The organism is Glaciihabitans arcticus, from assembly GCF_004310685.1.
Classification (GTDB): domain Bacteria; phylum Actinomycetota; class Actinomycetes; order Actinomycetales; family Microbacteriaceae; genus Conyzicola; species Conyzicola arctica.
The window spans coordinates 1,952,823-1,973,332 of sequence record NZ_SISG01000001.1; the positions used below are offsets into that span (position 1 = coordinate 1,952,823).

23 protein-coding genes and 1 tRNA gene are annotated in these 20,510 nt (G+C 66.9%); 10 read left to right on the top strand and 14 right to left on the bottom strand.

The window, feature by feature from the left end; all coding sequences use genetic code 11:
* On the bottom strand, window positions 1-573 hold the full coding sequence (locus tag EYE40_RS09485; protein WP_130981710.1) for a LytR C-terminal domain-containing protein: 573 nt from the start codon (window positions 571-573) through the stop codon (window positions 1-3).
* 5 nt (window positions 574-578) lie between these two features.
* Window positions 579-920: a DUF3263 domain-containing protein gene (locus tag EYE40_RS09490; protein ID WP_240034779.1), complete on the bottom strand. Its 342-nt coding sequence runs from the start codon at window positions 918-920 to the stop codon at window positions 579-581.
* Window positions 921-1,049: 129 nt separating this feature from the next.
* Between EYE40_RS09490 and EYE40_RS09495 the strand changes: the two genes are divergently transcribed.
* Window positions 1,050-2,144, top strand: coding sequence for a heme/hemin ABC transporter substrate-binding protein (locus EYE40_RS09495; protein WP_130981711.1), 1,095 nt, complete (start codon window positions 1,050-1,052; stop codon window positions 2,142-2,144).
* Window positions 2,145-2,148: 4 nt separating this feature from the next.
* On the opposite strand, the gene EYE40_RS09500 is transcribed toward EYE40_RS09495, so the two are convergent.
* The 3 genes from EYE40_RS09500 to EYE40_RS09510 all read right to left on the bottom strand — a co-directional run bounded on the left by EYE40_RS09500 (window position 2,149) and on the right by EYE40_RS09510 (window position 8,698).
* Window positions 2,149-3,108: a DUF2332 domain-containing protein gene (locus EYE40_RS09500; RefSeq protein WP_130981712.1), complete on the bottom strand. Its 960-nt coding sequence runs from the start codon at window positions 3,106-3,108 to the stop codon at window positions 2,149-2,151.
* A 119-nt stretch (window positions 3,109-3,227) separates the two neighbouring features.
* Window positions 3,228-8,129, bottom strand: a complete 4,902-nt coding sequence (locus tag EYE40_RS09505) for an HtaA domain-containing protein (protein WP_130981713.1) — start codon at window positions 8,127-8,129, stop codon at window positions 3,228-3,230.
* A gap of 104 nt (window positions 8,130-8,233) precedes the next feature.
* Window positions 8,234-8,698, bottom strand: coding sequence for a GNAT family N-acetyltransferase (locus EYE40_RS09510; protein ID WP_130981714.1), 465 nt, complete (start codon window positions 8,696-8,698; stop codon window positions 8,234-8,236).
* 51 nt (window positions 8,699-8,749) lie between these two features.
* Between EYE40_RS09510 and msrB the strand changes: the two genes are divergently transcribed.
* Together msrB and EYE40_RS09520 are read left to right on the top strand one after the other, a co-directional pair.
* Window positions 8,750-9,148: a peptide-methionine (R)-S-oxide reductase MsrB gene (gene msrB, locus EYE40_RS09515; RefSeq protein ID WP_130981715.1), complete on the top strand. Its 399-nt coding sequence runs from the start codon at window positions 8,750-8,752 to the stop codon at window positions 9,146-9,148.
* Complete coding sequence (locus EYE40_RS09520; protein ID WP_130981716.1) at window positions 9,149-9,694, top strand: nitroreductase family protein; 546 nt, start codon at window positions 9,149-9,151, stop codon at window positions 9,692-9,694. It abuts the gene before it with no gap.
* Here EYE40_RS09520 and EYE40_RS09525 read toward each other — a convergent pair.
* The gene (locus EYE40_RS09525; protein WP_130981717.1) at window positions 9,678-10,652 is read right to left on the bottom strand and encodes a DMT family transporter; all 975 of its coding nucleotides are present in this window, start codon (window positions 10,650-10,652) and stop codon (window positions 9,678-9,680) included. The genes EYE40_RS09520 and EYE40_RS09525 overlap by 17 nt on opposite strands.
* 32 nt (window positions 10,653-10,684) lie before the next feature.
* Here EYE40_RS09525 and EYE40_RS09530 point away from each other — a divergent pair, with 32 nt between their 5' ends.
* Both EYE40_RS09530 and EYE40_RS09535 read left to right on the top strand, forming a co-directional pair.
* A complete protein-coding gene (locus tag EYE40_RS09530) occupies window positions 10,685-11,320 on the top strand; it encodes a LysE family translocator (protein ID WP_130981718.1) in 636 nt (211 codons plus the stop codon).
* 23 nt (window positions 11,321-11,343) lie between these two features.
* Window positions 11,344-11,417 (top strand) — tRNA-Thr (locus EYE40_RS09535).
* Between the two features lie 147 nt (window positions 11,418-11,564).
* Here the strand turns inward: EYE40_RS09535 and EYE40_RS09540 are convergent.
* Complete coding sequence (locus EYE40_RS09540) at window positions 11,565-12,485, bottom strand: NAD(P)H-binding protein (protein WP_130981719.1); 921 nt, start codon at window positions 12,483-12,485, stop codon at window positions 11,565-11,567.
* A gap of 74 nt (window positions 12,486-12,559) precedes the next feature.
* Between EYE40_RS09540 and EYE40_RS09545 the strand changes: the two genes are divergently transcribed.
* Window positions 12,560-12,904: a metalloregulator ArsR/SmtB family transcription factor gene (locus EYE40_RS09545; RefSeq protein ID WP_130981720.1), complete on the top strand. Its 345-nt coding sequence runs from the start codon at window positions 12,560-12,562 to the stop codon at window positions 12,902-12,904.
* Between the two features lie 239 nt (window positions 12,905-13,143).
* Window positions 13,144-13,533: a hypothetical protein gene (locus tag EYE40_RS09550; protein WP_130981721.1), complete on the top strand. Its 390-nt coding sequence runs from the start codon at window positions 13,144-13,146 to the stop codon at window positions 13,531-13,533.
* Here the strand turns inward: EYE40_RS09550 and EYE40_RS09555 are convergent, their stop codons facing one another.
* Complete coding sequence (locus EYE40_RS09555) at window positions 13,534-13,875, bottom strand: YciI family protein (protein WP_130981722.1); 342 nt, start codon at window positions 13,873-13,875, stop codon at window positions 13,534-13,536.
* Window positions 13,876-13,976: 101 nt separating this feature from the next.
* On the opposite strand from EYE40_RS09555, the gene EYE40_RS09560 reads away from it, so the two are divergent.
* Window positions 13,977-14,855: an alanyl-tRNA editing protein gene (locus tag EYE40_RS09560; RefSeq protein WP_130981723.1), complete on the top strand. Its 879-nt coding sequence runs from the start codon at window positions 13,977-13,979 to the stop codon at window positions 14,853-14,855.
* On the opposite strand, the gene EYE40_RS09565 is transcribed toward EYE40_RS09560, so the two are convergent.
* Together EYE40_RS09565 and EYE40_RS09570 are read right to left on the bottom strand one after the other, a co-directional pair.
* Entirely contained in the window at window positions 14,842-15,462 is a 621-nt protein-coding gene (locus EYE40_RS09565) for an NAD(P)-dependent oxidoreductase (protein WP_161972372.1), read from the bottom strand. The genes EYE40_RS09560 and EYE40_RS09565 overlap by 14 nt on opposite strands.
* The gene (locus tag EYE40_RS09570; protein WP_130981725.1) at window positions 15,459-16,253 is read right to left on the bottom strand and encodes an inositol monophosphatase family protein; all 795 of its coding nucleotides are present in this window, start codon (window positions 16,251-16,253) and stop codon (window positions 15,459-15,461) included. Before EYE40_RS09570 ends, EYE40_RS09565 begins: the two co-directional genes overlap by 4 nt.
* 96 nt (window positions 16,254-16,349) lie before the next feature.
* On the opposite strand from EYE40_RS09570, the gene EYE40_RS09575 reads away from it, so the two are divergent.
* Complete coding sequence (locus EYE40_RS09575; RefSeq protein ID WP_130981726.1) at window positions 16,350-17,237, top strand: LysR family transcriptional regulator; 888 nt, start codon at window positions 16,350-16,352, stop codon at window positions 17,235-17,237.
* Here EYE40_RS09575 and arfB read toward each other — a convergent pair.
* From arfB to EYE40_RS09595, 4 genes are read right to left on the bottom strand one after another with little or no spacing between them, the layout of a single operon-like run.
* Window positions 17,234-17,656, bottom strand: coding sequence for an alternative ribosome rescue aminoacyl-tRNA hydrolase ArfB (arfB, locus tag EYE40_RS09580; RefSeq protein ID WP_130981727.1), 423 nt, complete (start codon window positions 17,654-17,656; stop codon window positions 17,234-17,236). The genes EYE40_RS09575 and arfB overlap by 4 nt on opposite strands.
* A gap of 20 nt (window positions 17,657-17,676) precedes the next feature.
* Entirely contained in the window at window positions 17,677-18,264 is a 588-nt protein-coding gene (locus EYE40_RS09585; protein WP_130981728.1) for a dihydrofolate reductase family protein, read from the bottom strand.
* Between the two features lie 35 nt (window positions 18,265-18,299).
* Complete coding sequence (locus EYE40_RS09590) at window positions 18,300-19,151, bottom strand: GNAT family N-acetyltransferase (protein ID WP_130981729.1); 852 nt, start codon at window positions 19,149-19,151, stop codon at window positions 18,300-18,302.
* 15 nt (window positions 19,152-19,166) lie between these two features.
* Entirely contained in the window at window positions 19,167-19,916 is a 750-nt protein-coding gene (locus EYE40_RS09595) for a DUF899 family protein (protein WP_130981730.1), read from the bottom strand.
* A gap of 111 nt (window positions 19,917-20,027) precedes the next feature.
* Between EYE40_RS09595 and EYE40_RS09600 the strand changes: the two genes are divergently transcribed.
* Window positions 20,028-20,504 (top strand): histidine kinase, encoded by a 477-nt coding sequence (locus tag EYE40_RS09600; protein WP_130981731.1) that lies wholly within the window; start codon window positions 20,028-20,030, stop codon window positions 20,502-20,504.
* Window positions 20,505-20,510: the final 6 nt, after the last annotated feature.

Below are 20,510 nucleotides of genomic sequence, written 5' to 3' on the forward strand. Positions count from 1 at the left end.
CTACTGCGTCGCCGCGTAGTCGTCGCCGAGCACGATGGTGAGGGGCGCTCCGATGAAGGCGGCACTCTCGCGGATCTCTCCGATGCCGAGGGCCAGCACGAGTCCGCGGGCGATGTCCTCATCGGCCGGGTTGCTGTAGTAGACGAAGGTCTTCTCGACGTCGGTCAGTGATGCTGTGGTGCGAGTACCGATCGGCCACTTGAGGGCCTTCAGTGCGTCGCCGGCAACCGTCTGCAGCCCTGCGGTCTCGGTGCCGTTGAGCACGGTGATGGAGATCTTGCGGGCCTTGTCGATCGTCGTGGGATCGGTGAGTGCGGGGACCTCGGGGGTCGCCGACTCGGAGGGCGTTGTCACTTCCTCTTCTCCCGCAGTGATGCCGGGAACTTCGAAGCGAATGGTGCTGTCGATGAGGGAGAGCCCGTATAGACCGCCGACGACGAGAACACCGGTGGCGAGTGCCGCCCAGGCGAAGCCAACCCAGCCGCCGCCCTTCTTCTTGGGGGCACGGTGGGCGCCCTGGCGCGCGAGGTCTTCGGGCAGCGTGTCGAACTGGTCTTTCGGGAAGGTGGCCATAGCTCTTACTCAGTCGTTTCGGACGGGTGGGAGGCGACGTCGCCATCTCCGGTACGGGGGTTCGTGAACGCTCGTGCTGCTCGGGCCGTGGTGCGGGCCTCGCGCGCCCTGTGCAGGCGACCGACCAGCATGGGGTCGTGGCGCACGGCGGCGGGTACGTCGATTATGGCGTTCAGCACTTGATAATACCGGGCGGCGGAGAGTCCGAAGGCTTCACGGATCGCCTCCTCCTTGGCGCCGGCGTGCCGCCACCAGTCGCGCTCGAAGTCGAGGATGGCCGCGTCGCGCTCGGAGAGACCGGGCAGGGGCGACTCGATCGCGTGCTGCGCGTCGGGCTGTGCTGCCACTATCTCCCCCTTATGTCCCGGCAATACTAGGCCCGGGATACTGCGTGACCCCCGATAGCAACGCGTAGGTCGCGATACTCGACTGGATAATTTAGGATAGCCTTACCCAGATTGTTAGGCCCTCTCCCCATGCGCTTCCGTTCCGCACTGTCCGTTGCTGCGGTGATACTTCTCCTCGCGGGTTGCAGCACTGCGCCGTCGACCGCGCCCGAGGGTCCGGAGCTGCCCGCGAACTACGATCTGCCGCTTGCCGAGCTGGACCTGCTCGCCGACCCGCTCTCGTTCGAGGGACCGTCCACGGCGGTGCTGGCCGCGACCGACGTCAACGCCCCCTCCTCTCCTCCCCAGCAGCAGTTGCCGGTGTCGGTCACCTCGCACGACCTGGACGGCGATGTGAAGGTGACCGTGTCGTCGACGGAGCGCATCCTCGCACTGGATATCGCCGGGTCGATCGCGGCGACGGTCTTCGGGCTGGGATTCGGCGATTCAGTGGTCGGCCGTGACACGTCGAGCACGTTCCCGCAGGCGGCGGACCTGCCCGTGGTGACGAATGGCGGGCATTCGATCAACAGTGAAGCGGTGCTCGCTCTCGAGCCGACAGTGGTGATCACGGATGGCACGATCGGCCCGATCGACGTGATCCTGCAGTTGCGCGACGCGGGTATTCCCGTGGTGTTCGTATCGCGGACGCCGAGCCTCGACGGCGTCGGGGAACTGGCGCGCGACGTCGCGTCCGCGCTGGGTGCTCCCGCTGCCGGGGAGTCGCTCGCCGAGTCGTTGGCCGCCGGGCTGGACGCGAAGGTGGCCGAGATCGCCGCGGTTTCTCCGCCCGCCCCCCTTCGGATGGTGTTCCTCTACCTGCGCGGCTCGGCCGGCATCTACTACCTGTTCGGCTCTGAGTCGGGTGCGGACGAACTGATCACGTCCCTCGGCGGTCGCGACGTGGCGGGCGAGATGGGCTGGACGGGCATGCGTCCGATCACGGATGAAGCGCTCGTCTCCGCGGATCCCGACCTCATCCTCGTGATGACTGACGGCCTGTCGAGCGTCGGCGGCGTGGACGGCCTGCTCGCCGATAAGCCTGCGATCGCCCTCACCGCGGCCGGGCAGAAGAAGCGGATCGTGGACATGGCGGACGGGGAGATCCTGTCGTTCGGACCGCGCACCGCGGACGTGCTCGACGCCCTCGCCCGCGCCATCTACGCACCGCCGGTCGCCGACTGAGGCCCTAGAGCCAGTCGAGGAACTGGCCGTGGGGGCCGGCGAGGGCGAGAACATCGTCGTCGAGGGAGAGCGCGAACTTTCCGTCGAGCTGCGGCCCGCGCGCGGCAACGACCTGATCCGCCAGCGCCGGGAAGAGCCCCGCCGCCTCGAGCGAGACCCAGCGCGCGCCCAGAGCCCCGACGGCTGAGGCGAACCGGTCGCGCTCCGCCCGCACCAGGTACACGAGGGTGCCGCTGGTCATGACGACGAGGGTGGCATCCGCGGGAGCCTGCGCCGCGAGCTCCGCGAGCGCGTCGGTCGCATCGCCGCGGACGAGCAGAGGCGGGTCGGCGCGCACGATATCCATCGCGGCCAGAAGGCGCGCCCGACGTTCCGCCTGCTCCGGCCAGACCAGGGTCTCGAGCCAGCGGGAGTCCTCGGCGCTGTTGACGTCGAGCGGGTTCAGGTCGATGCCCGCGCGCCACGCGACTCGCGGCATCCGCTCGATGATCGGACCGGAGCTGTCGCACTCGAGCAGCACCGCGCTTGGTCCGTCGAGAGGATGCAACAGCTCGCCATCACCGAACCGATAGCTGTAGCGGTCCGGGAAGAGGCAGAGACCGGCCGAGGCGCCGACCTCTAGCAGCGCAAGCGGACCGGGGATGCGCGCCAGCGCCGCGAGCAGCACCGCACAGCGCCGGGCCTCATTGGTCTGGGTCAGCCGCACCAGGGCATCGTTGTACACAGACGTCCAGTGGGCGACCGTCCAGTCCCGCCACGGCCCGTAGGGGCCGACCGGGGCGCCCAGGAAACGCGAGACGCCGAAGATGAGGTTGGGCTGGCGGCGCAGGCGCGGCAGCTGCTCGATCAGCTCCAGCAGGGCGGGGTCGGCAGCGACGCCGTGCGCCCACTCCTCGTAGATCGCCGACTGGCCGTGCGCCTCAAGAGTCGCGAAGCGCGTGTACCAGTCGGCGGTCTCGGACATGTGGCCATTCTGGCAGTCGTCGATTGAGTAGGCCGCGACGAAGGAGCAGCCGTATCGAAATCGAGTTGAGCGCAACCGGGTTTCGATACGGCCGCGGGCGGCCTACTCAACCAGCGAGATCACCTCTGCTTCAGCTGGCGACGACGCCACACAACCATCGGCACCACGATCCCGCCGATCAGCACGAACGGGACGATCAGCCACAGCAGCCAGGACAAGTTCGGGGCATCGTCCGTGATCGGGCCGTCCTCCACAGTGCTCGGCTCGGCGGGAGCAGCCACTGCACAGTCGGCCGGAGTCGAGAACGACACGGTCAGCGCGTCGAACGGCTCCCCGGCGTCGTAGGTGCCGAACGCGTCGGATCCGGCGGTGGTGAGCTCGGTGGGTGCGTCCGTGATGGTCACGATCCCGTTCTCGTTCGTGACCGTTGCGGCAGCCAGGTCGAGCGTGACGAACTCGACGCCGGCGGCATCGACGGTCGCGCCATCCTGCGTCTCGCCGGAGATGTCGAGCAACAGGACCGCCGACGAAGCGGAGATCAGTTTGAACTGCGGGTTGCTCACCGTGGTGTCGAGCAGGCCGTCGTGACCGGTGAAGCGGATCGACCCCTCGAAGGTGACGAGCCCCCCGCCGGAGCCCGCGTTGTAGATGCCGGTGCCGTCCGCGAAGCCGAAGTTGGGCACGGCGTACGTGGCGCCATCGGCGACAGTCCACTCGCCGTTCGCGATCGAGCCGCTGATGTACGAGCGGAACGACTCCTTGAAGCCCCAGGTGATTGCGGCATCCTGCACGTCGCAACCCTCGAGCGTGGTGACCTCGGGTGCCGTGATGGTGATCGGGATGCCCCGGCTCACCGACCCCTGGAACGTCACCGTATGCTCACCCTCAAGGCCTGCCGGAAGCGTGCCGGACCAACGCACCACACCCGCGGGATCCGCAACGATGCCCTCGGCCAGGATCACCGGCGTCGAGTACAGAACGACCCGGATGTCCTCCTCGTTGGGCTGGAACCCGGAGGCGCGGCCGGTGAAGGTTGCGCCGACTTCGTATTCCGAGGAGGCGGACTCGATGCCGGTCGTGGCGGGCGGCGTGAGCGGGGCGACCCACTCCTCTTCCTCAGAGTCCTGCGACGAACCGGAAAACCCTGAGGACGCCTTTCCGATCACGAAGCTCATCGGGTCGAGGGCGTCACCAGCCTGGTAGAAGCCGGCGAAGGTCGCGGCACCCGCCGCGGTCAGCGACGCGGTCACGTTGCTGAACGTGGTGGTCGCGCCGACGGTCGTGTGGTTGGCGGCGCCGAAACGGAGGTTGGCGAACGTGACGCCGCTCGTCGTGGAACCGTTGAACGTGACATCCGCAATCAGAAGTCCGTTGGAAGCCGAGGTGATCGCAACGCGCGGGTTCGACAGGCCGATCGAGAACTTGTGCGCGGGGTAGTCGAAGGTGACGCGACCGGAGTAGCCGGCCGAACCGGTCGCTGTCGCGTGATCGAACGTGCCACCCGCCTGCGGGAAGATGAATGCGCCACCGGATGTCCCGGCGCCCGCCGAGGTGGCGATCGAGCCGCCGCCCAGCACGTAGTCGCGCAGGCTCGCCTTGACGCCCCAGGTGAGCGAACCCGGCTGGGACACGACGAGCTTGTTGACCGTGAAACCGATAGCCGAAGAGCTGGCGGTCGTAAATCGCTCGACATCGGTTGGGGCGAACGCGGCGGTGAAGCTGTAGCTGCCTGCCGCAAGCGACGGCAGCGTGAGAGTCGCGAGGCCGGACGCGTTGACCGCGGCCGAGCCGAGGGCGGTGGAGCCGTTGCGGAAGTACACGATTCCGGCCGCGGTCGGCGCAACCGAGGCGCGAAGCGTGACGGGCTTGCCCACGAAGACGCTCGAGGCGGGAGAGGTGGCCAGCGTGATCTTCGGGGTGACGGCGGTCGGCGGCACGGGTGTGGTGCCCGCGGTGCCGATCGTGAAGCTGAGCGGGTCGATCGCCGTGCCGGCCGGGTAGAAGGCCTGGCCGTTGTAGGCGAAGACGGCGGCACCGGCGGCGGTCAGCACGGCGGGAACCTCGGCGTAGCGCACCGCGTTGTTCGGTGTCGAGCGGATGCCCGCACTCAGGTCCATCGTCGCGAACTCGATGGGCTGCCCACCGTTGACGCTCACCAGTAGCGTTGCGCTCGACGCGCTCTCGATGCGCACGGTGGGGTTCGCGATGCTCACGTCGAGCAGGCCGTTGTGGCCGATGAAGCGCACGGATCCGGAGTAGTTCGAGCTGCCGAGGCCGGTGAGCTCGGTCCACGTTCCGCCGGTCGTCTGGCCGAAGCCGAATGAGCCGCCGGTCGAGGTGACCCCGGTGGTGAGGATGGATCCCTTGGCGATTGTGCCGGTGACGTAATCCCGGAACGACTGCTTGATGCCCCAGCTGAGGGAACCCGCGCCGACGGTCTTCGGCGCGATGGTCACGGCCTCCGTGTCGGCGGAGCCGGAGAACAGCAGCACGCTGTTCGGCACGAACGTCGCGGTGTAGCTGACGTCACCGACCGGCAGCGGGGCGACATCGAAGGTCGCGACGCCGGAGAGGTTGGTCGGCACTGTGGCGAGGGTGGATGCGCCGCTCGTGAAGACAACCGAACCCGCGGCGACCGGGGAGACCTGCGCGCTGAGTGTCGCGGTGCCGCCCTCGACGAGGGTGCTCGGCGTGACGGTGATTGTCGTGGCGGTGCTGACGGCTGCCGCGAATGAGATCGGCGTGTAGGTCTCGAACGCGGCGACTGTCGCGCCGGATCCTCCGTAGGAGTAGATGCCGTAGTTACCGATGGCGGGCTCGCCCGTGTAGCCGGGCTTGACCAGGACTTCGGCGGTGAAGCTGCCGTCGGGGTCGAGTGTCACCGCGCCAGCGTTGGCACCCCCGACCGCGTCGAACGACTCGGCGGGCACGGCCCACTTGGCAGAACCGTTCTTGCGCAGTGCGCTCGCCACACCGGCGCTGGGCTTCCAGTTCTCCGGGTACTTCGCGAAGACCGCATACGCACCGGCGAAGCTGCCCGCGAGCGGCGGGCGCGTGCCGTTGGTGACCGTGCCGTCGGGCAGGAAGTTGTAGCCGGTGACGGTGACCGTCTCGCCCTCGGGGTTGAGGCCGGTCGTCTTCGAGACGCCAAGTGTCGGCGCCGTCGAGAAGCTGATCGGCGTGAAGGTCTCGAAGGCGGGAGCCAGGGCACCCGACCCCCCGTAGGTGTAGATGCCGTAGTTGCCGATGAGGGGCTCGTTCGCATAACCCTTCTTGACCGTGAGCTCGGCGGTGAACGTGCCATCCGGGTTCAGGATGACGGCACCGGCCGCAGCCCCACCGATCGGGGTCACGTCTTCCGCGAGGACGGCCCACTTGGCGGAGCCGTTCTTGCGCAGTGAGCTCGCCACGCCGGCGCTGGGCTTCCAGGCGTCCGGGTACTTCGCGAACACGGCGTAGGCACCCGAGAACGTGTTCAGCAGCGGCGGACGGGTCCCCGTGGTGTTCACACCGGGAACGAACCCGGTGCCGGTCACGGTGATCGTCTCACCGGCGGGACTGATGTTGCTCGTCTTGGAAACGGTGACAGCCGGCGGTGCCTTGAACGCGATCGGGGTGAAGGTCTCGAACGCGGGGACCACCGCCCCGGATCCGCCGTAGGTGTAGATGCCGTAGGTGCCGGTCGCGGGCTCGCCCGTGAATCCCTTGGCGACGGTGATCTCGGCGGTAAAGGATCCGTCGGGGTTCAGGGTTACGGCGCCGCCCGCGGCCCCGCCGATCGTCTCGACGTCAGCGGCGGGCACGGCCCACTTGGTGGCACCGTTCTTGCGCAGCGCGGAGGAGACTCCCGCGCTCGGCTTCCAGGCGTCCGGGTACTTGCCGTAGACGGCATATGCGCCGGAGAAAGTGTTCAGCAGGGGCGGGCGAGTTCCGTTGGAAACGGTCCCGTCGGGCAGGAAGTTGTAGCCGGTAACGGTGATCGTCTCCCCGAGCGCCTCGAGGCCGGTCGTCTTCGAAACGACGATGGTGGGAGCGGCCGAGAAGCTGATCGGGGTGAACGTCTCGAAGGCGGGAGCGGTCGCACCGGATCCGCCGTAGGTGTAGATGCCGTAGTTGCCCGTTGCGGGCTCCCCGGTGAAGCCTGGCTTGACGAGCAGTTCAGCGGTGAACGAGCCGTCGGCGTTCAGGGTGACCGCACCGGCTCCGGCGCCGCCGATCGTCGCGAGGTCCTCGGCGGGCACGGCCCACTTGGTGGCGCCGTTCTTGCGCAGCGTGCTCGAGACTCCCGCACTGGGCTTCCAGGCGTCCGGGTATTTGCCGAAGACGGCGTACGCGCCGGAGAACTTGCCCGCGAGCGGTGGGCGCGTGCCGGAGGTGCTCACACCGGGCACGAAACCGGTGCCCGTCACGGTGATCGTCTCACCGGCGGGGCTGATGTTGCTGGTCTTGGAAACGGTGACGGCGGGCGGCGCCTGGAAGCTGATCGGCGTGAAGGTCTCGAAGGCGGGGACGACAGCACCGGATCCGCCGTAGGTGTAGATGCCGTAGTTTCCGGTCGCGGGCTCGCCCGTGAAGCCTTTCGCCACGGTGATCTCGGCAGTGAAGGATCCGTCGGCGTTGAGCGTGACGGCGCCGCCCGCAGCACCACCGATGGTCTCGACGTCTTCAGCGAGCACGGCCCACTTGGTCGCGCCATTCTTACGCAGGCTCGATGAGACACCCGCGCTCGGCTTCCAGTTGTCCGGGTACTTGCCGAAAACGACGTACGCGCCGGAGAACTTGCCCGCGAGCGGCGGGCGCGCGCCGTTGGTGTCCGTGCTGGGAAGGAACCCCGTGCCCGTGACCGTGATGGTGTCGCCGAGCGGGTTGAGGCCCGTCGACTTCGACACCGAGATCGTGGGAGCGTCAGCAGCGATGGCTGCAGTAGGGGCAAGAGAGATGCCTCCGACGACGAGCAGGGCGGTGATCAGCGAGGCGACGACGGTGCGCGCGCGCGACGACAGGGCAGAGAGGGTGCTCACGGGTGATTGTGCTCCAGAGAAGAGGGCTGCGTTAGCTAAGGCTAAGCTTACTTTTGACCCTAGAGGTGACAGCCCTGTCCTGTCAAAATATTGCTTAGGGCAGCCTAAGAAGTCGCGGCTCGGTACATGGAGATGTGCGGGATGCCCGCCTCGACGAACACGTCACCGAACGCTTCGAAGCCGAACTTCGCGTAGAGCGGCGCGATGTACTCCTGGGCATGCAGCAGCATCGGCTCGTGGCCGTACGTCTCGATGACCGCCTTCAATAGGACGCTCGAGAGACCCTGGCCCCGGCTCGCGGGATCGGTGACGACGCGCCCGATGAGACGCACGGCGTCGAGGTGCTCCGGCTCGGCGTCGACGATCGTGCGCAGGTAGGACGCCGTGGCGTTGCCCTCCCCGGCGATCCACCAGTGCTCGGTGGTCGGCTCGGCGTCGCGCCAGTCGAGTTCCTCCTCATCGATCTTCTGCTCGACGAAGAACACATCCGTTCGCAGTTTGAGAATCGAGTAGAGCTCGGTCAGGCTGAGATCAGCCCACATCTTGCGGGATACGGAACATTCGGGCATGCGCACGAGTTTAAGCTGTTACGAGATGTGCTTCGCGCGAAGGAGAAACCGATGACGTACAAGGTCGAGAAGACTGAAGATGAGTGGCGTGCCGAGCTCGGCCCCGAGCAGTACGCGGTTCTTCGCGAGGCCGGCACCGAGCGCGCCTGGACCGGCGAGCTGCTCGACGAGAGCCGCGCCGGCACCTACACGTGTGCGGCCTGCAACGCCGAACTCTTCAAGAGCGGCACCAAATTCGATTCGGGATGCGGCTGGCCCAGCTTCTACGAGTCGGTGAACCCTGACGCTGTCGAGCTCATCGTCGACAACTCGCTCGGCATGGAGCGCACCGAGGTGCGTTGTGCCACGTGCGGTTCGCACCTCGGCCACGTGTTCCCCGATGGCTTCGGCACCCCGACCGGTGACCGCTACTGCATGAACTCGCTCTCCCTCGACTTCAAGGAAAACTGATTGTCGATTCTCGACGCCGTTCGTAACCGCCAGTCGTACTCCAAGGTCACCGAGGTCGCGCCGACCCACGAGGAGCTGCTGCCCCTCGTGGCCGCCGCCGCTTCCGTTGCCGATCACGGGTCGATGCGTCCGTGGCGTCTTATTGAGCTGCGCGGTGACGATCGTCTGGCTCTCGGAGCGGCACTCGCTGCCTCTGCCGGGGTCGACGGCAAGGAGGCCGCGAAGCTCGGCGAGAAGCCGCTGCGCGCATCCCTTCTTATTGCGGTCGTCGGCGTCTACAAGCCGTCGTTCAAGGTGCCGGAGTGGGAGCAGGAGGCAGTGGCATCCGGAGTCGCTCACACGCTCTCACTGCTGCTGGATGACGCGGGCTGGGGCGTGTTCTGGCGCACCGGCATCCACACGCGCTCGAAGCCGGTTGCCAAGATGCACGGGCTGGCGCACAACGAGAAGCTGCTCGGCTGGCTCTATGTCGGCGGCAAGCCGGAGAAGCGCAAGCCGGAGAAGAAGGACAAGTTCAACCCGTCGCGGGCTATTTCGCCGCTGTAACTCTTCTGCTGGGCAGCGCCGCGATCGCGACGGCGACGAGGGTGAGCAGCGTGCCGAGCACGGTGGTCGCGACGACCTCGTGGCCCTCCGGCGGCACGATGACGTCGAGCAACAGGCTGGTGACGAGCTGGCCGGCGATGGTGCCGAGTCCGAGCAGCAGCACGCCGGTGGTGCGCACGACGATGGCGGCGCCGGCGATGAAGATGACGCCGATGGGTCCGCCGAGGTAGAGCCACCAGTCGGTCGGTGCTTCGGTCGGCCAGCCCGCGATGCTCGCGTGGATCAGCGCCGCAATGACGAGCACGGTGAAGCCGACGACGAAATTGTTGAACGTGGCGGTGAGCGCGGATCCGGAGTGCACCCGCACCTGCCCGTTGACGGCCTGCTGCCAGCCGATGCCGATGCCGGCGATGAAGGGCATCACGAGCATCCAGAGCGGGATGTCGCCGACGACCTGCGCCGACACCGCGATGCCGACCGCGATCAGCGTGAGCACTGACCCGACGACGCGCGTGGCGGTGAGCGCTTTGGGGCGCATGGTGCCGAGCCCGCGGCGGTCAATGATGAGGCCGCTGAGGGTCTGGCCGGACACGATGGCGACGGTGAAGAGGGCAACCCCGAGGATGGCGGCGGCGAGCCCCTGCGACAGCACGAGGAACGCGCCGGCCGCTCCACCGGCGACGTAGTACCAGGGCACTTCGCGGCGGCGCAGCAGACCGGTGATGGTGCGGAATCCCGCTCGCCCGGTCGGCATGAACAGCATCGCGATGAAGAGGATGACGAGTCCCCCGCCGAACGAAATCACCGCTGCGAGGTAGCCGTCGCCGAGCTGGCGTCCGAGCTCGCCGTTGATGCGGGACTGGGTGGCGACGCCCGCGCCGAACACGACGGCGAGCGCCACGCCGAGGGCGACGGCGCCGCGCGTCGGAATGTGGTGATCGGTAAGGGAAGATGACATCGGTACAACGCTAGGCGAACCGGAGGACACGCATGACCATGACCAGCGCGCTGCTCTCTTTCGCGGTCGTCGCCGCGCTGCTCACGATCACGCCGGGCCTCGACAGCGCACTCGTGCTGCGGTCCGCACTCGTGCAGGGTCGTCGCCTCGCCATCGCAACCTCCCTCGGAATCATCAGCGGAGCTTTTGTATGGGGCGTCGCTGCGGCCGTCGGTTTGGCGGCGTTGCTGCGCGCATCCGAAGTCGCGTTCTCGGTTCTCAAGATCGTGGGTGCCGGCTACATGATTTTTCTGGGGTTGAGGATGCTGTGGACTCGCGTCATTCGTCCGCGTGCCGCCGCTGACTCTTCTGTCGGATCGCTCCCCCGCCACTGGTGGGGGTCGTTCGGCAAGGGACTGCTGACAAACCTGCTGAACCCGAAGGTGGGAGCGTTCTATGTGGCGGTGCTGCCGCAGTTCCTGCCCGAATCGGTCAACGAGCTTCTGATGGGCGTGCTGCTGGCGGGGGTGCACGGCGTGGAGACGGCGGCGTGGTTCGCGCTGATCATTTTCGGGGCGCATGCGGTGCGACGCTGGCTGGACCGCCCGGTGGTGCAGCGCTCGATCGACGGTGTCACCGGTTCGGCCCTGGTCGGTTTCGGCGTTGCGCTGGCCGTCTCGCACGACTGACTATTATTGGATCGCACGATCTCGCCCCCTTAGCTCAGTTGGCCAGAGCACCGCTCTTGTAAAGCGGGGGTCGTCGGTTCGAATCCGACAGGGGGCTCAGGTTCAGAAGCCAACTAGTTGGCGTCTGAAATTGGGCCCGCCCGAAAGATGACCGGGTTCGACCGGCCTCCCTCACGCTCAGCATCGACACGGACATCAAGTTCTTCATTCGTCGCCTGTTCCGACGCGCATAGCTGCTGCGGTGTCAGGCGGCGCGAAATCCCCGCCACCTTCGGAACCAGATCGCGACGCGGAGATCACTCCACCCGAATCGTCCTTCGGCGGGTAGCGCCGCCCGGATGCTCTCGTCAGTGAAAAGGTGCGACGGCCGAATGTCCTCTGGAAGTTCAGGAGCCCACGGCGCCGGCTTATTGACACCTTCCGCAAGCATCTGCGCCTGCGCCTTGGCGACCAATGGCACGACCATCGCCCATTCCGTTAGCTGGGCGAGGATTCTGATCGACCAGACTGGCACGGCCACGAAGAGCGGCTTCCGCCCGACGATGCGAGCGATGCGCCGGACCGCGTCACCCAGCGGCAACTCTTCGGCTCCCATGACGGCCACAGTTGGTTCTGCGATTCGCCCTTCAGTAGCAGCCACAAGCACATCGACGAAGTCCTCGATGGGAATCGGTCGCACCATGCGTTCGCGGTATCCAACCGTGGCAAACACCGGCCAGGTCTTCACCGCTCGGCTGACGTGGTCGACCATGTGATCACCGTGCCCGTACATCATGGACGCCTTCAGGATCGTGTGATCGATGCCGGACTCACGGATCAATTCTTCAGCTGCCCACTTTGTCTCGTGGTATCCCGACCCGCAGTCCGGACGAGCACGCAGAAAGCTCACCATCACGATCCGCTTGATGCCCGCTCGCTGTGCCGCAGCAATCATCGAGCGCGTTCCGTCAACGTGAACCCGCTGGAATGTTTGGTCCCCAATCTCACGGTTGATCCCGGCGGCATGCACGACGACGTCGCATCCCGCGAAGGCTGCGGCGAGTGCAACCTCGTTCTCGACGTCGATGCCCGTTCGGCGAGAGATGACGACCGTCTGCGACTGGTCGAGTCGCGCGGCGAGGTGCCCGCCGACGAAGCCGGTTCCTCCGGTGATTGCGACACGCATTATTCGCTCCTTGCCTATTTCGCTAAATGGCTATTTACGGAGACTCTATATAGCAATGGTGCTATATTGCAAATATGGCAGATACAGCGAGTGACATCTTTGCCGCGCTGGCGCATCCCACCCGGCGCCAGATCCTTCAGGACCTCAAGGACGGCGAACTCGCGGCTGGCGAGATCGCCGGGCGCTTCAAAACGTCAGGCCCAACCATCTCTCGACACCTCGGTGTGCTTCGACAGGCAGGTCTGGTGACCGAGCGTCGCGACGCCAACCGCATTCTGTACTCGCTGGTGAGCGAACGTCTGGCACTCTCTGTTGGCGACTTCCTGTCGACCGTGTGCCCTGAGCAGATTGTGCTCAGAGAGGTTCGCAAGCGCGTGTCGACCAGTGAGGCCGCGGCGGCTTCGACCGCAAGGCTCTAGTTGCGTCGTGTAGTCGAGTCTCGCGCTCCGGCCGATAGATGGGCACGACTCCTAACGGGTGAACTAGTCGACCCCTAACGTGAACCCATGAGCTACTTCAACCTCGCCTTCAGCCCGATCGCTGTCATCGATGAGTTCGAGAGCTGGTGCAACCACGAGGCGGAGCGGGAATGCAAACATGGCGTACCCACCCAATGGGGGTGTGGCCGAGCGAAGCGTGCGTCGCTAGGCTCGGCGCCATGAAGAGGCTTTTAGCAATCGGCGTTGTCGCCCTCGTTGCGCTCACGGGTTGCAGCCTGGAACCCAGACCGCTCAATGACCCCTCGATTGATTACGGGTTCTCTTTCTCGTACATGGAAGACCTGCCCAGCGGAATCGAGTGGGCGCGTGGCTTGACCACCGAGACGCCCGAACTCGCTGCCGAGTTCATCAAGGGCCTTCCCGTGTTCATCGACGAGGTGGAAGAGGCCGATCTTTCGCCCGCAGTCGAGGAGCAGGCGTATGTAGCGCTCTCCGAGCTGCAGCTCGCCGCGTTCGGAGAGCCCGAAAACGTGACCGACCTGCTGCCCGAGTTGAACGAAGTGCTCGACGCGCTCGAAACCGATGCCGAGGCTCGAGCCGCCCGATAGCTACGAAGCGGGGTCGTACATGAATTCGATCAGTTCCTGCGGGCAACGGCAGGCCTTCGCGATCTTCGCGGCCCAGCGCTCGGCGGCCTCGCGGTTCGGGAGTTCGAGCACCGTCATCCCGCCATGGAGGGTCTTGGTGCGCGGGTAGGTGTCGGTCGAGAGTGAACCGTCGGCGCTCACCAACACGGCGTCGACGTCTTCGTTGATGCCGCCGCCGAAGACGTAGGCGCCGGCGGCCTTCGCCTCCTCAATGACCTCGTGCGACTCACGCACGATGTTGTCCCAGTCGCCGTCGGCGACCTCCATCACGCCACTCGGGAACGAAATCAGGTACTTGGTCACGGCACATCCTCTCGGTTATGTGAACACTGTACACATCGGGCTGGTCGGTGAAAAGGGACAGTTAGGCTCGAGGCACTCCTCACGTTGAACGGACCAGCCGAATGCCCTTCCCCACCTCCGACACGATCGTCAGCTACCCCGACGGCGCGACCACCTCGACCGGCACCGTTGTGCACGTCGAGGAACTCGCGGACGGACGGGCGGCGGTTCTGCTCGACGCGACAGCGGTGCATCCCGTCGACACGGCGTGGCCGGACCAGCCCGCCGACTTCGGCGACCTTGTCAACGGGGATGACGTGTACCCGCTCGCCGACGCGGTCACCGGCGGTATCAACGAGGGTGTGCTCTACCTCGGCCGCGACCTGCCCGTTCGCGGCGGCACCGAGGGCTGGATTTTCGTAGTCGCCCACATCATCGACGGGCCGGCTCCGGCGGTCGGCGCAGTCGTCGAGACCCGCGTCGACGCCGAGCGCCGCACCGCCCTCTCGGCCGGGCACACCGCGTGCCACCTCGCATCCCTCGCCCTGGATGCCGCCCTCGCCGACGCCTGGACCAAGCCCGTGCAGAAAGACGCGCTGGGCAACCCCGGCTTCGACGCGCTGGCAATCGAGACCTCGCGCATTCACCCGAACTCCTCAATCGACGTCTATCGCATCGGTAAGTCGCTGCGTCGCAAGGGCTTCACCCCGGCCGCGCTCGACGACCTGCCCGCTGTCCAGCAGCGAGCCAACGACCTGCTCGAGCAGTGGCGAAGTGCCGGTGGCACGATCCATATCGCTCGGGATGCCCCTGAGCTCTCCGCCCGCCGCACCTGGGTGTGCGAGCTGAGCGCGGGCACCACCAACATCCCCTGTGGCGGAACACACCTGCATAACCTCGACGAGCTCGCCGCGGTCACGGTCGTGCTTGAACTGGTCGACGTGGATGGCGCCCGCGAACTGACCATGACGACTACGGCATCCCGGATCAGCGGGGTCTGACCGCGAGAAGTCCGGGCTCGAACAGCGTCCCCGTTGCGATGTCGAGCATCAGACGGGCGATGCCCGCTCGAGACGCCCCAGCCGGGAAGAACTGGCGAGGCATGGTCGACAGCGGCGCAAGAGCGACCGCCTGGTCGTCGGGCTTGTCGCTCAGCGGACCGGAGTGCACGACGACACCACCTGCGGCCAGTACCGCTTCATCGGCCGCGACCTTGTCGCCGTACTCGGGCCCGAAACCTGTGCGGAGCATCCACCCGATGGGCGCGCTGACCGCAGGCTGCGATGCGCCTGTGCCCATCGCGCCGAGCCAGACAATACGGGCGGGGTGAGCATTCACGACCGCCGTCGCCCCGGCCGTGAGTGTGCCCGCCTCGGATCGACGTGCGACACCGAGGCCCGAGACCAGCACATCGCCCGGCCCGACAGAGTCGGCGATCTGCTCAGCCCTGTGCACATCGGCTCTCACCACGTCGAGGAGCGGATGCGCTGCGAAGGCCGCCGCTTCGGGATTGCGCACCAGCGCGCGAACCTGCAGACCGCGAGCGAGAGCCTGCGCGACGAGTTCGCGACCGGTACCGCCGCTCGCGCCCAGCACCACGACGGTCATGCGCCCACCGCGAGCACCGAGATCAGGGCTGCGTGCACAGCGGGAGACCCGACGGCGATGGTGCTCGCGCCGGGTGCCCATGGGCCACCGTCGATAGTCGTCACCAATCCCCCGGCCTCGGAGATAAGCAGAGATCCAGCAGCTACCCCCGGCAGCACCGGCTCGTACTGCCAGAAAGCATCCATGTTGCCGGCCGCGATCAGAAGCATCGGGAACGTGGAGGGCACAGTGGCGCGCACGAGGAAAGCGTGCTCCAGCATCGTTTCGATGGAGCGACCGATGTGCGCATAAGTGGCGACCTGGCGGGCCTCGGCCTGACCGGTCCCAACGATCGCGATGTCCAGGTCGTTCTTCTGGGCAACTGTCAGGCGGCTGCCGTTGAGCCACGAGCCAAACCCGCGCCGAGCCGTATAGGTGAGGTCGCCGATGGGTTGGCGGAAGACAGCCAACTCCACTCGACGGTCGACGATCAGGGCGATGCTCACGCCCCATTCGGCCAGGCCGTGCACATGATTCACGCTCCCCTCGGCGTTGTCGATCGCCCACCACTCGCCGCTATCGGGCAACGCCGTCGTCTCCAGGTCTCCGTCGATGAACCTCGCGTCGGGACGCAGTTCATGCAGGGCATCCCGCAGTCCGTCTGCTGAAACCTGCTCGTTGCGCGCAGCGACGCGCTGAAGCTCGTCCCTGTCGACGGGCCGGGCGTCTGGCGAGAAGACGTCGAGCAGGCGCTGGCCTGCGTTCTTTGCGATCGCCGCTACGGCCGCGACGGTTTGGTCGTTGATCTCCATGGTGCACTCCTTTTTGGTGGGATGTCATCCACGTTAGATTTCGCGGCAACATGAGTCCAGTGCACTTTTGTAAGCAGAAGCATTACCCTGAGTCATGTGGATTTGAATTTGCTCACAGGCCTCGACGCTTTGCTCGAACATCGCAGCGTGCAGGATGCCGCGGCGCACCTGCACCTCACTCCTCCCGCCGTGAGTCGTATCCTCGGGCGACTGAGATCGGTCACCGGCGATCCCCTCCTGGTACGCGACGGGCGCGAAATGGTGCCCACGGAGCGCGCCCTGGCCATGCGCGATGAAGTTCGCGAGCTCGTCGCCCGCGCCCACGCCGTGCTCGAGCCACAAGCCGTCGTGGAACTCGCGTCCTTGCGTCGCACCTTCGTGGTGCGCTGTCACGACGCCCTGCTCACGTCCCTTGCGCCAAAGCTCCTGGCGGAGTTCGGCGCGAAAGCACCTCTCGCAAGCCTGCGATTGGTGAGCGAGAATCCAACGGTCGACAGGCACACCGGCCTGCGCGAGATCGACCTCGACGTAGGCAGCCCGCCTCAGGAGTCGCCAGCGGTGATCACTCGTGTGATCGGCGCTGACGAAATGGTTCTTGTGGTCAGGCGTGGCAGTACCCTCGACGTGCCGAAGCCGAGCCTGACTGCCGTCGCGGCGGCAACCCACATCGCCGTGTCCCGCCGCGGCCGCGCGCTTGGACCTGTCGACGACCAGCTCGCTGCGCACGGACTCACCCGAACAGTGCAGGCGACCGTGGCCACCGTGGCCGCCGCCCTCGCCGTGGTCGCCGCGACCGACTCCGTGACGATCCTGCCGGCCCGTTTGCGAGACCCACTACCCAGCACCGTCCGCATCCGACCGCTGCCGTTCACGCTCCCCTCGTCCGAAGCTTCGGTCAGCTGGCATCGACGCCACGACAACGACGACGCGCATCGATGGCTCCGCACCCTCGTCGAACGCACGCTCGCCGACTCGCTGCGTTAGTCATCCCGGGGCCGCTGCCGCTGTTGCTTCGTCGCAGAACGGGCTTGTTTCGCGGCCGCGTGGCGGCGGGCGGATCCCCGGGTGGGTCGCGTCGCGCGACGGATGGGTCCGGGAGGCGCAAGCGCATCCCGAACGATCGCGGCGAGCGTGTCGAGAGCAGTCTCACGATTGCGCAATTGCGAGCGCTGCTCCTGCACGGTGACCGTGATCGCGCCGGCGACCATGCGACGGCCGAGCTTGGTGAGCAGCAAGTCGCGCTGCTCGTCTGTCAGCACAGTCGAGTCGACGATGCTCCAGCTCAATTGCACGCGACTGGATGAAGTATTGACGTGCTGGCCGCCCGGCCCGGAAGAGCGCGAGAACTTCCACTGCAGTTCGGGGTCGGGGATCGTCAGCGCCGGCGTCACCTCGATGTCCATGGAGCTAGGGTCGCACGAAGTCAGGTCGCTCTCCGGTAGATGCTCACAACGACGCCGGACTCCGCGGTGAAGCTCTCCGTGAGCGACAGGTTCGTGGACGGGAATCCGTCACCGAACAGCTTCTTGCCCGAACCCAGCACCAGCGGGTAGCGCACCAGCCGGTACTCGTCCACGAGGTCGTGCTCGGCGAGGGTGCGGATCAGGTCGAGACTCCCCCAGACGCGGATCTCGCCGCCCGGCTCGGCACGCAGTGCGGCCACGGTGGAGGGAACGTCATCCACAATTCGCGAATTCTTCCAGGCGAGCTCGGTGAGCGTGCGGGTAGCCACATACTTGGGCACGCGGTTGTAGGTGCGGGTCAGCTCGCCCATCTGGCCGGGCGCGTCCTCGGGCCAGACCGCCCAGGCCTTCGACCAGATGTCGTAGGTCTTGCGTCCGAGCAGCAGCGCCTCGGTCCTCGACTCCCACTCGGCGATGAGATCGTCGATGCCACTCGCGCCCTGCCAGCCGCCGTGCTCGAAGCCGCCCTCGCGATCCTCATCCGGCTCGCCCGGCGCCTGCGCTACGCCGTCGAGGGTGAGGAAGGTCTGCACAATGATCTCGCTCATGGTTCTCCCGTCTGCTTGCCTTCAGGTCTACTCGCTCAGGCCGGGCGACGGAAGTCACGCACCTCGGTAGAACGCTCGAAGCCGGCCGCAACATAGGTCGCCACGGCCCCGACGTTGGCGCTCGGGGTGCAGACGACGGCGCTTGAGGCACCCATCTCCCGGAGCGCTGCGGCCGCGGCGAGGGTGATCGCCGTGCCGTGGCCTCTGCCCCGGTGGTCGGCGTGCACGCCGACCGGTTCGAGCAGGCCGGGACGCCCAACGCCGGCCGACCAGACCGTGGCGGCGGCGACCGCGGCGCCCTGCTCGTCGAATGCCAGGACGCAGCGGGCGTCGGCGTAGGCGGGCCCGGTTGCCAGTATCTGCCAGCGCTCAGCGGTGAAGACCGAGCCCTCGAACGCCGACCGGTGAACGGCGGCTCTCAGTTCCGCCAACTCCGTACCGACCACTTCGATGCGTAGGCCGGAGGCCGGCACGGGGTTCGCCAGGTCACGCTCGAGCGGGGTCCACGGCTCGTCGAGCGTCCAGCCTGCGGCGGTGAGCGTGTCGGCCAACGGCGCTCCGCAGCGCGCTTCGACCGACGCATCGCCCTCCGGCAGGATCACCGCGAGGTCGTCGACGATCCGCGCGATGAGGAGTTCATCACCCTGAGCCTCCGGCGCGATTGCCAGCCGCACGAGGCCCGGGCCGTCAAGGAACCCGACCGCGCGAATGCTATCGCCCCGCCAGACACGCACGGCCTCCGAGACGTTCTCCGCGCCGAATCTCCACTGCCAGCCGAGGTCACCGGGGTGCAGCTGCATCGGCAAGCGGTCCCGCTGCCAGCCGCGCAGCGCGTCGAGCACCTCGGTCAGCTCGGCGACGGTCGCACGGAACAGCTCAATCGGCATGGTTGTCCTGTCGGTTCACTCGGGCATGTGCCCGGTGCGCCCGAGCGTCTCCACAGGCGTCGCGCCGGGTCGGGTCCATTGCGGCACCGGCCGGCTCGTTTCCCCCGCCGGATTGCCGGCCGCGTCGGTGCGCCAGTACCAGCAGGCGTGGTTTCCCTCCGGCCAGCCCACGGGGTTGTCCTGCCAGGCTTCGCGACGACCGTAGACGGTCATGTCGAGCAGCGCCATCGAGGGGTTGAAGACCTCGTTGCCGCGGCCCGTGATCCCGTAGGTCATGAACACCCGGTCGCCGTCGCGCAGGTAACTCGTCATGGTGCCCATGTTGTGGCCGATGGGCGCATCCAGACCCCGCACCGAATACCAAGGCTGCTTGTAGCCCATGAACTCAATGTAGGGCGCGACCTCATCCCACGTACCCGGCGTCACGATCGCGAAGGAGACGCCGCGCGCGTTCAGATAGGCGGCGTCCTGCAGCGACCAGGCCGTGGTCGTGCAGCCCTCGCACTGCCCCTGGTGGGGCGCGCCGTCATGCCACATGTGCTTGTAGACAATGAGCTCGTCGCGCCCTTCGAACAGATCGATGAACGGGATGGGGCCATCCGGCCCGACCACCTCGGTCGTTCCGTCGAACTCGACCATCGGCATACGCCGCCGGGCCGCCGCGATGGCATCACCCTCGTGCGTGTGGGCCTTCTCGCGCGAGAGCAGCTCGGCGCGTGTGGCCCTCCAGGTGTCCATGTCCACAACGGGTGGGGTCGACGTCATCGTGTCCTCCTCGGCTTGTCTGCTTCGACGGTAGTCCGGTCGCGGCACGGTCTCAACGGCCTGACACCACTTGTGCTTGACATGACACCACTGTGGTGTCACTATGGAGTCATGGAACTGGGAACGTACGTCAGTGAGCTGCAGCGGCAGCTCGTGAGCTCCGCCGAGAACGGCACCGACGAGACGCGTGTCGTCGCCGAGCGCCTCGCGGCCGGCCTTGATGCCGCCACGCGACTCGTGCTGCTCGAGGCACTTTCGGCCGCGGCCGGGGAGATCACACGAGACCTGGCACCCGGATCCGTCGATATGCGCATCCGAGGCCGCGAGGTCGAGTTCGTCGTCCTCCAGGCGATACCCGAGGTGGACGCCCCCCCGACGGTGAACCTCGACGACGCGAGCACATCCCGAACCACACTTCGCCTGCCCGACGCGTTGAAGGCGCAGGTGGATGACGCAGCGGCCGCCGACGGCCTCTCCGTCAACACCTGGCTGGTACGCGCGGTCGCGGCGGCCGTGCACCCGAAGCAACGACGTTCGACACAGAAGACTCTCCGCACCGGCGACAACTTCGCCGGCTGGGCCAGGTAACACGCT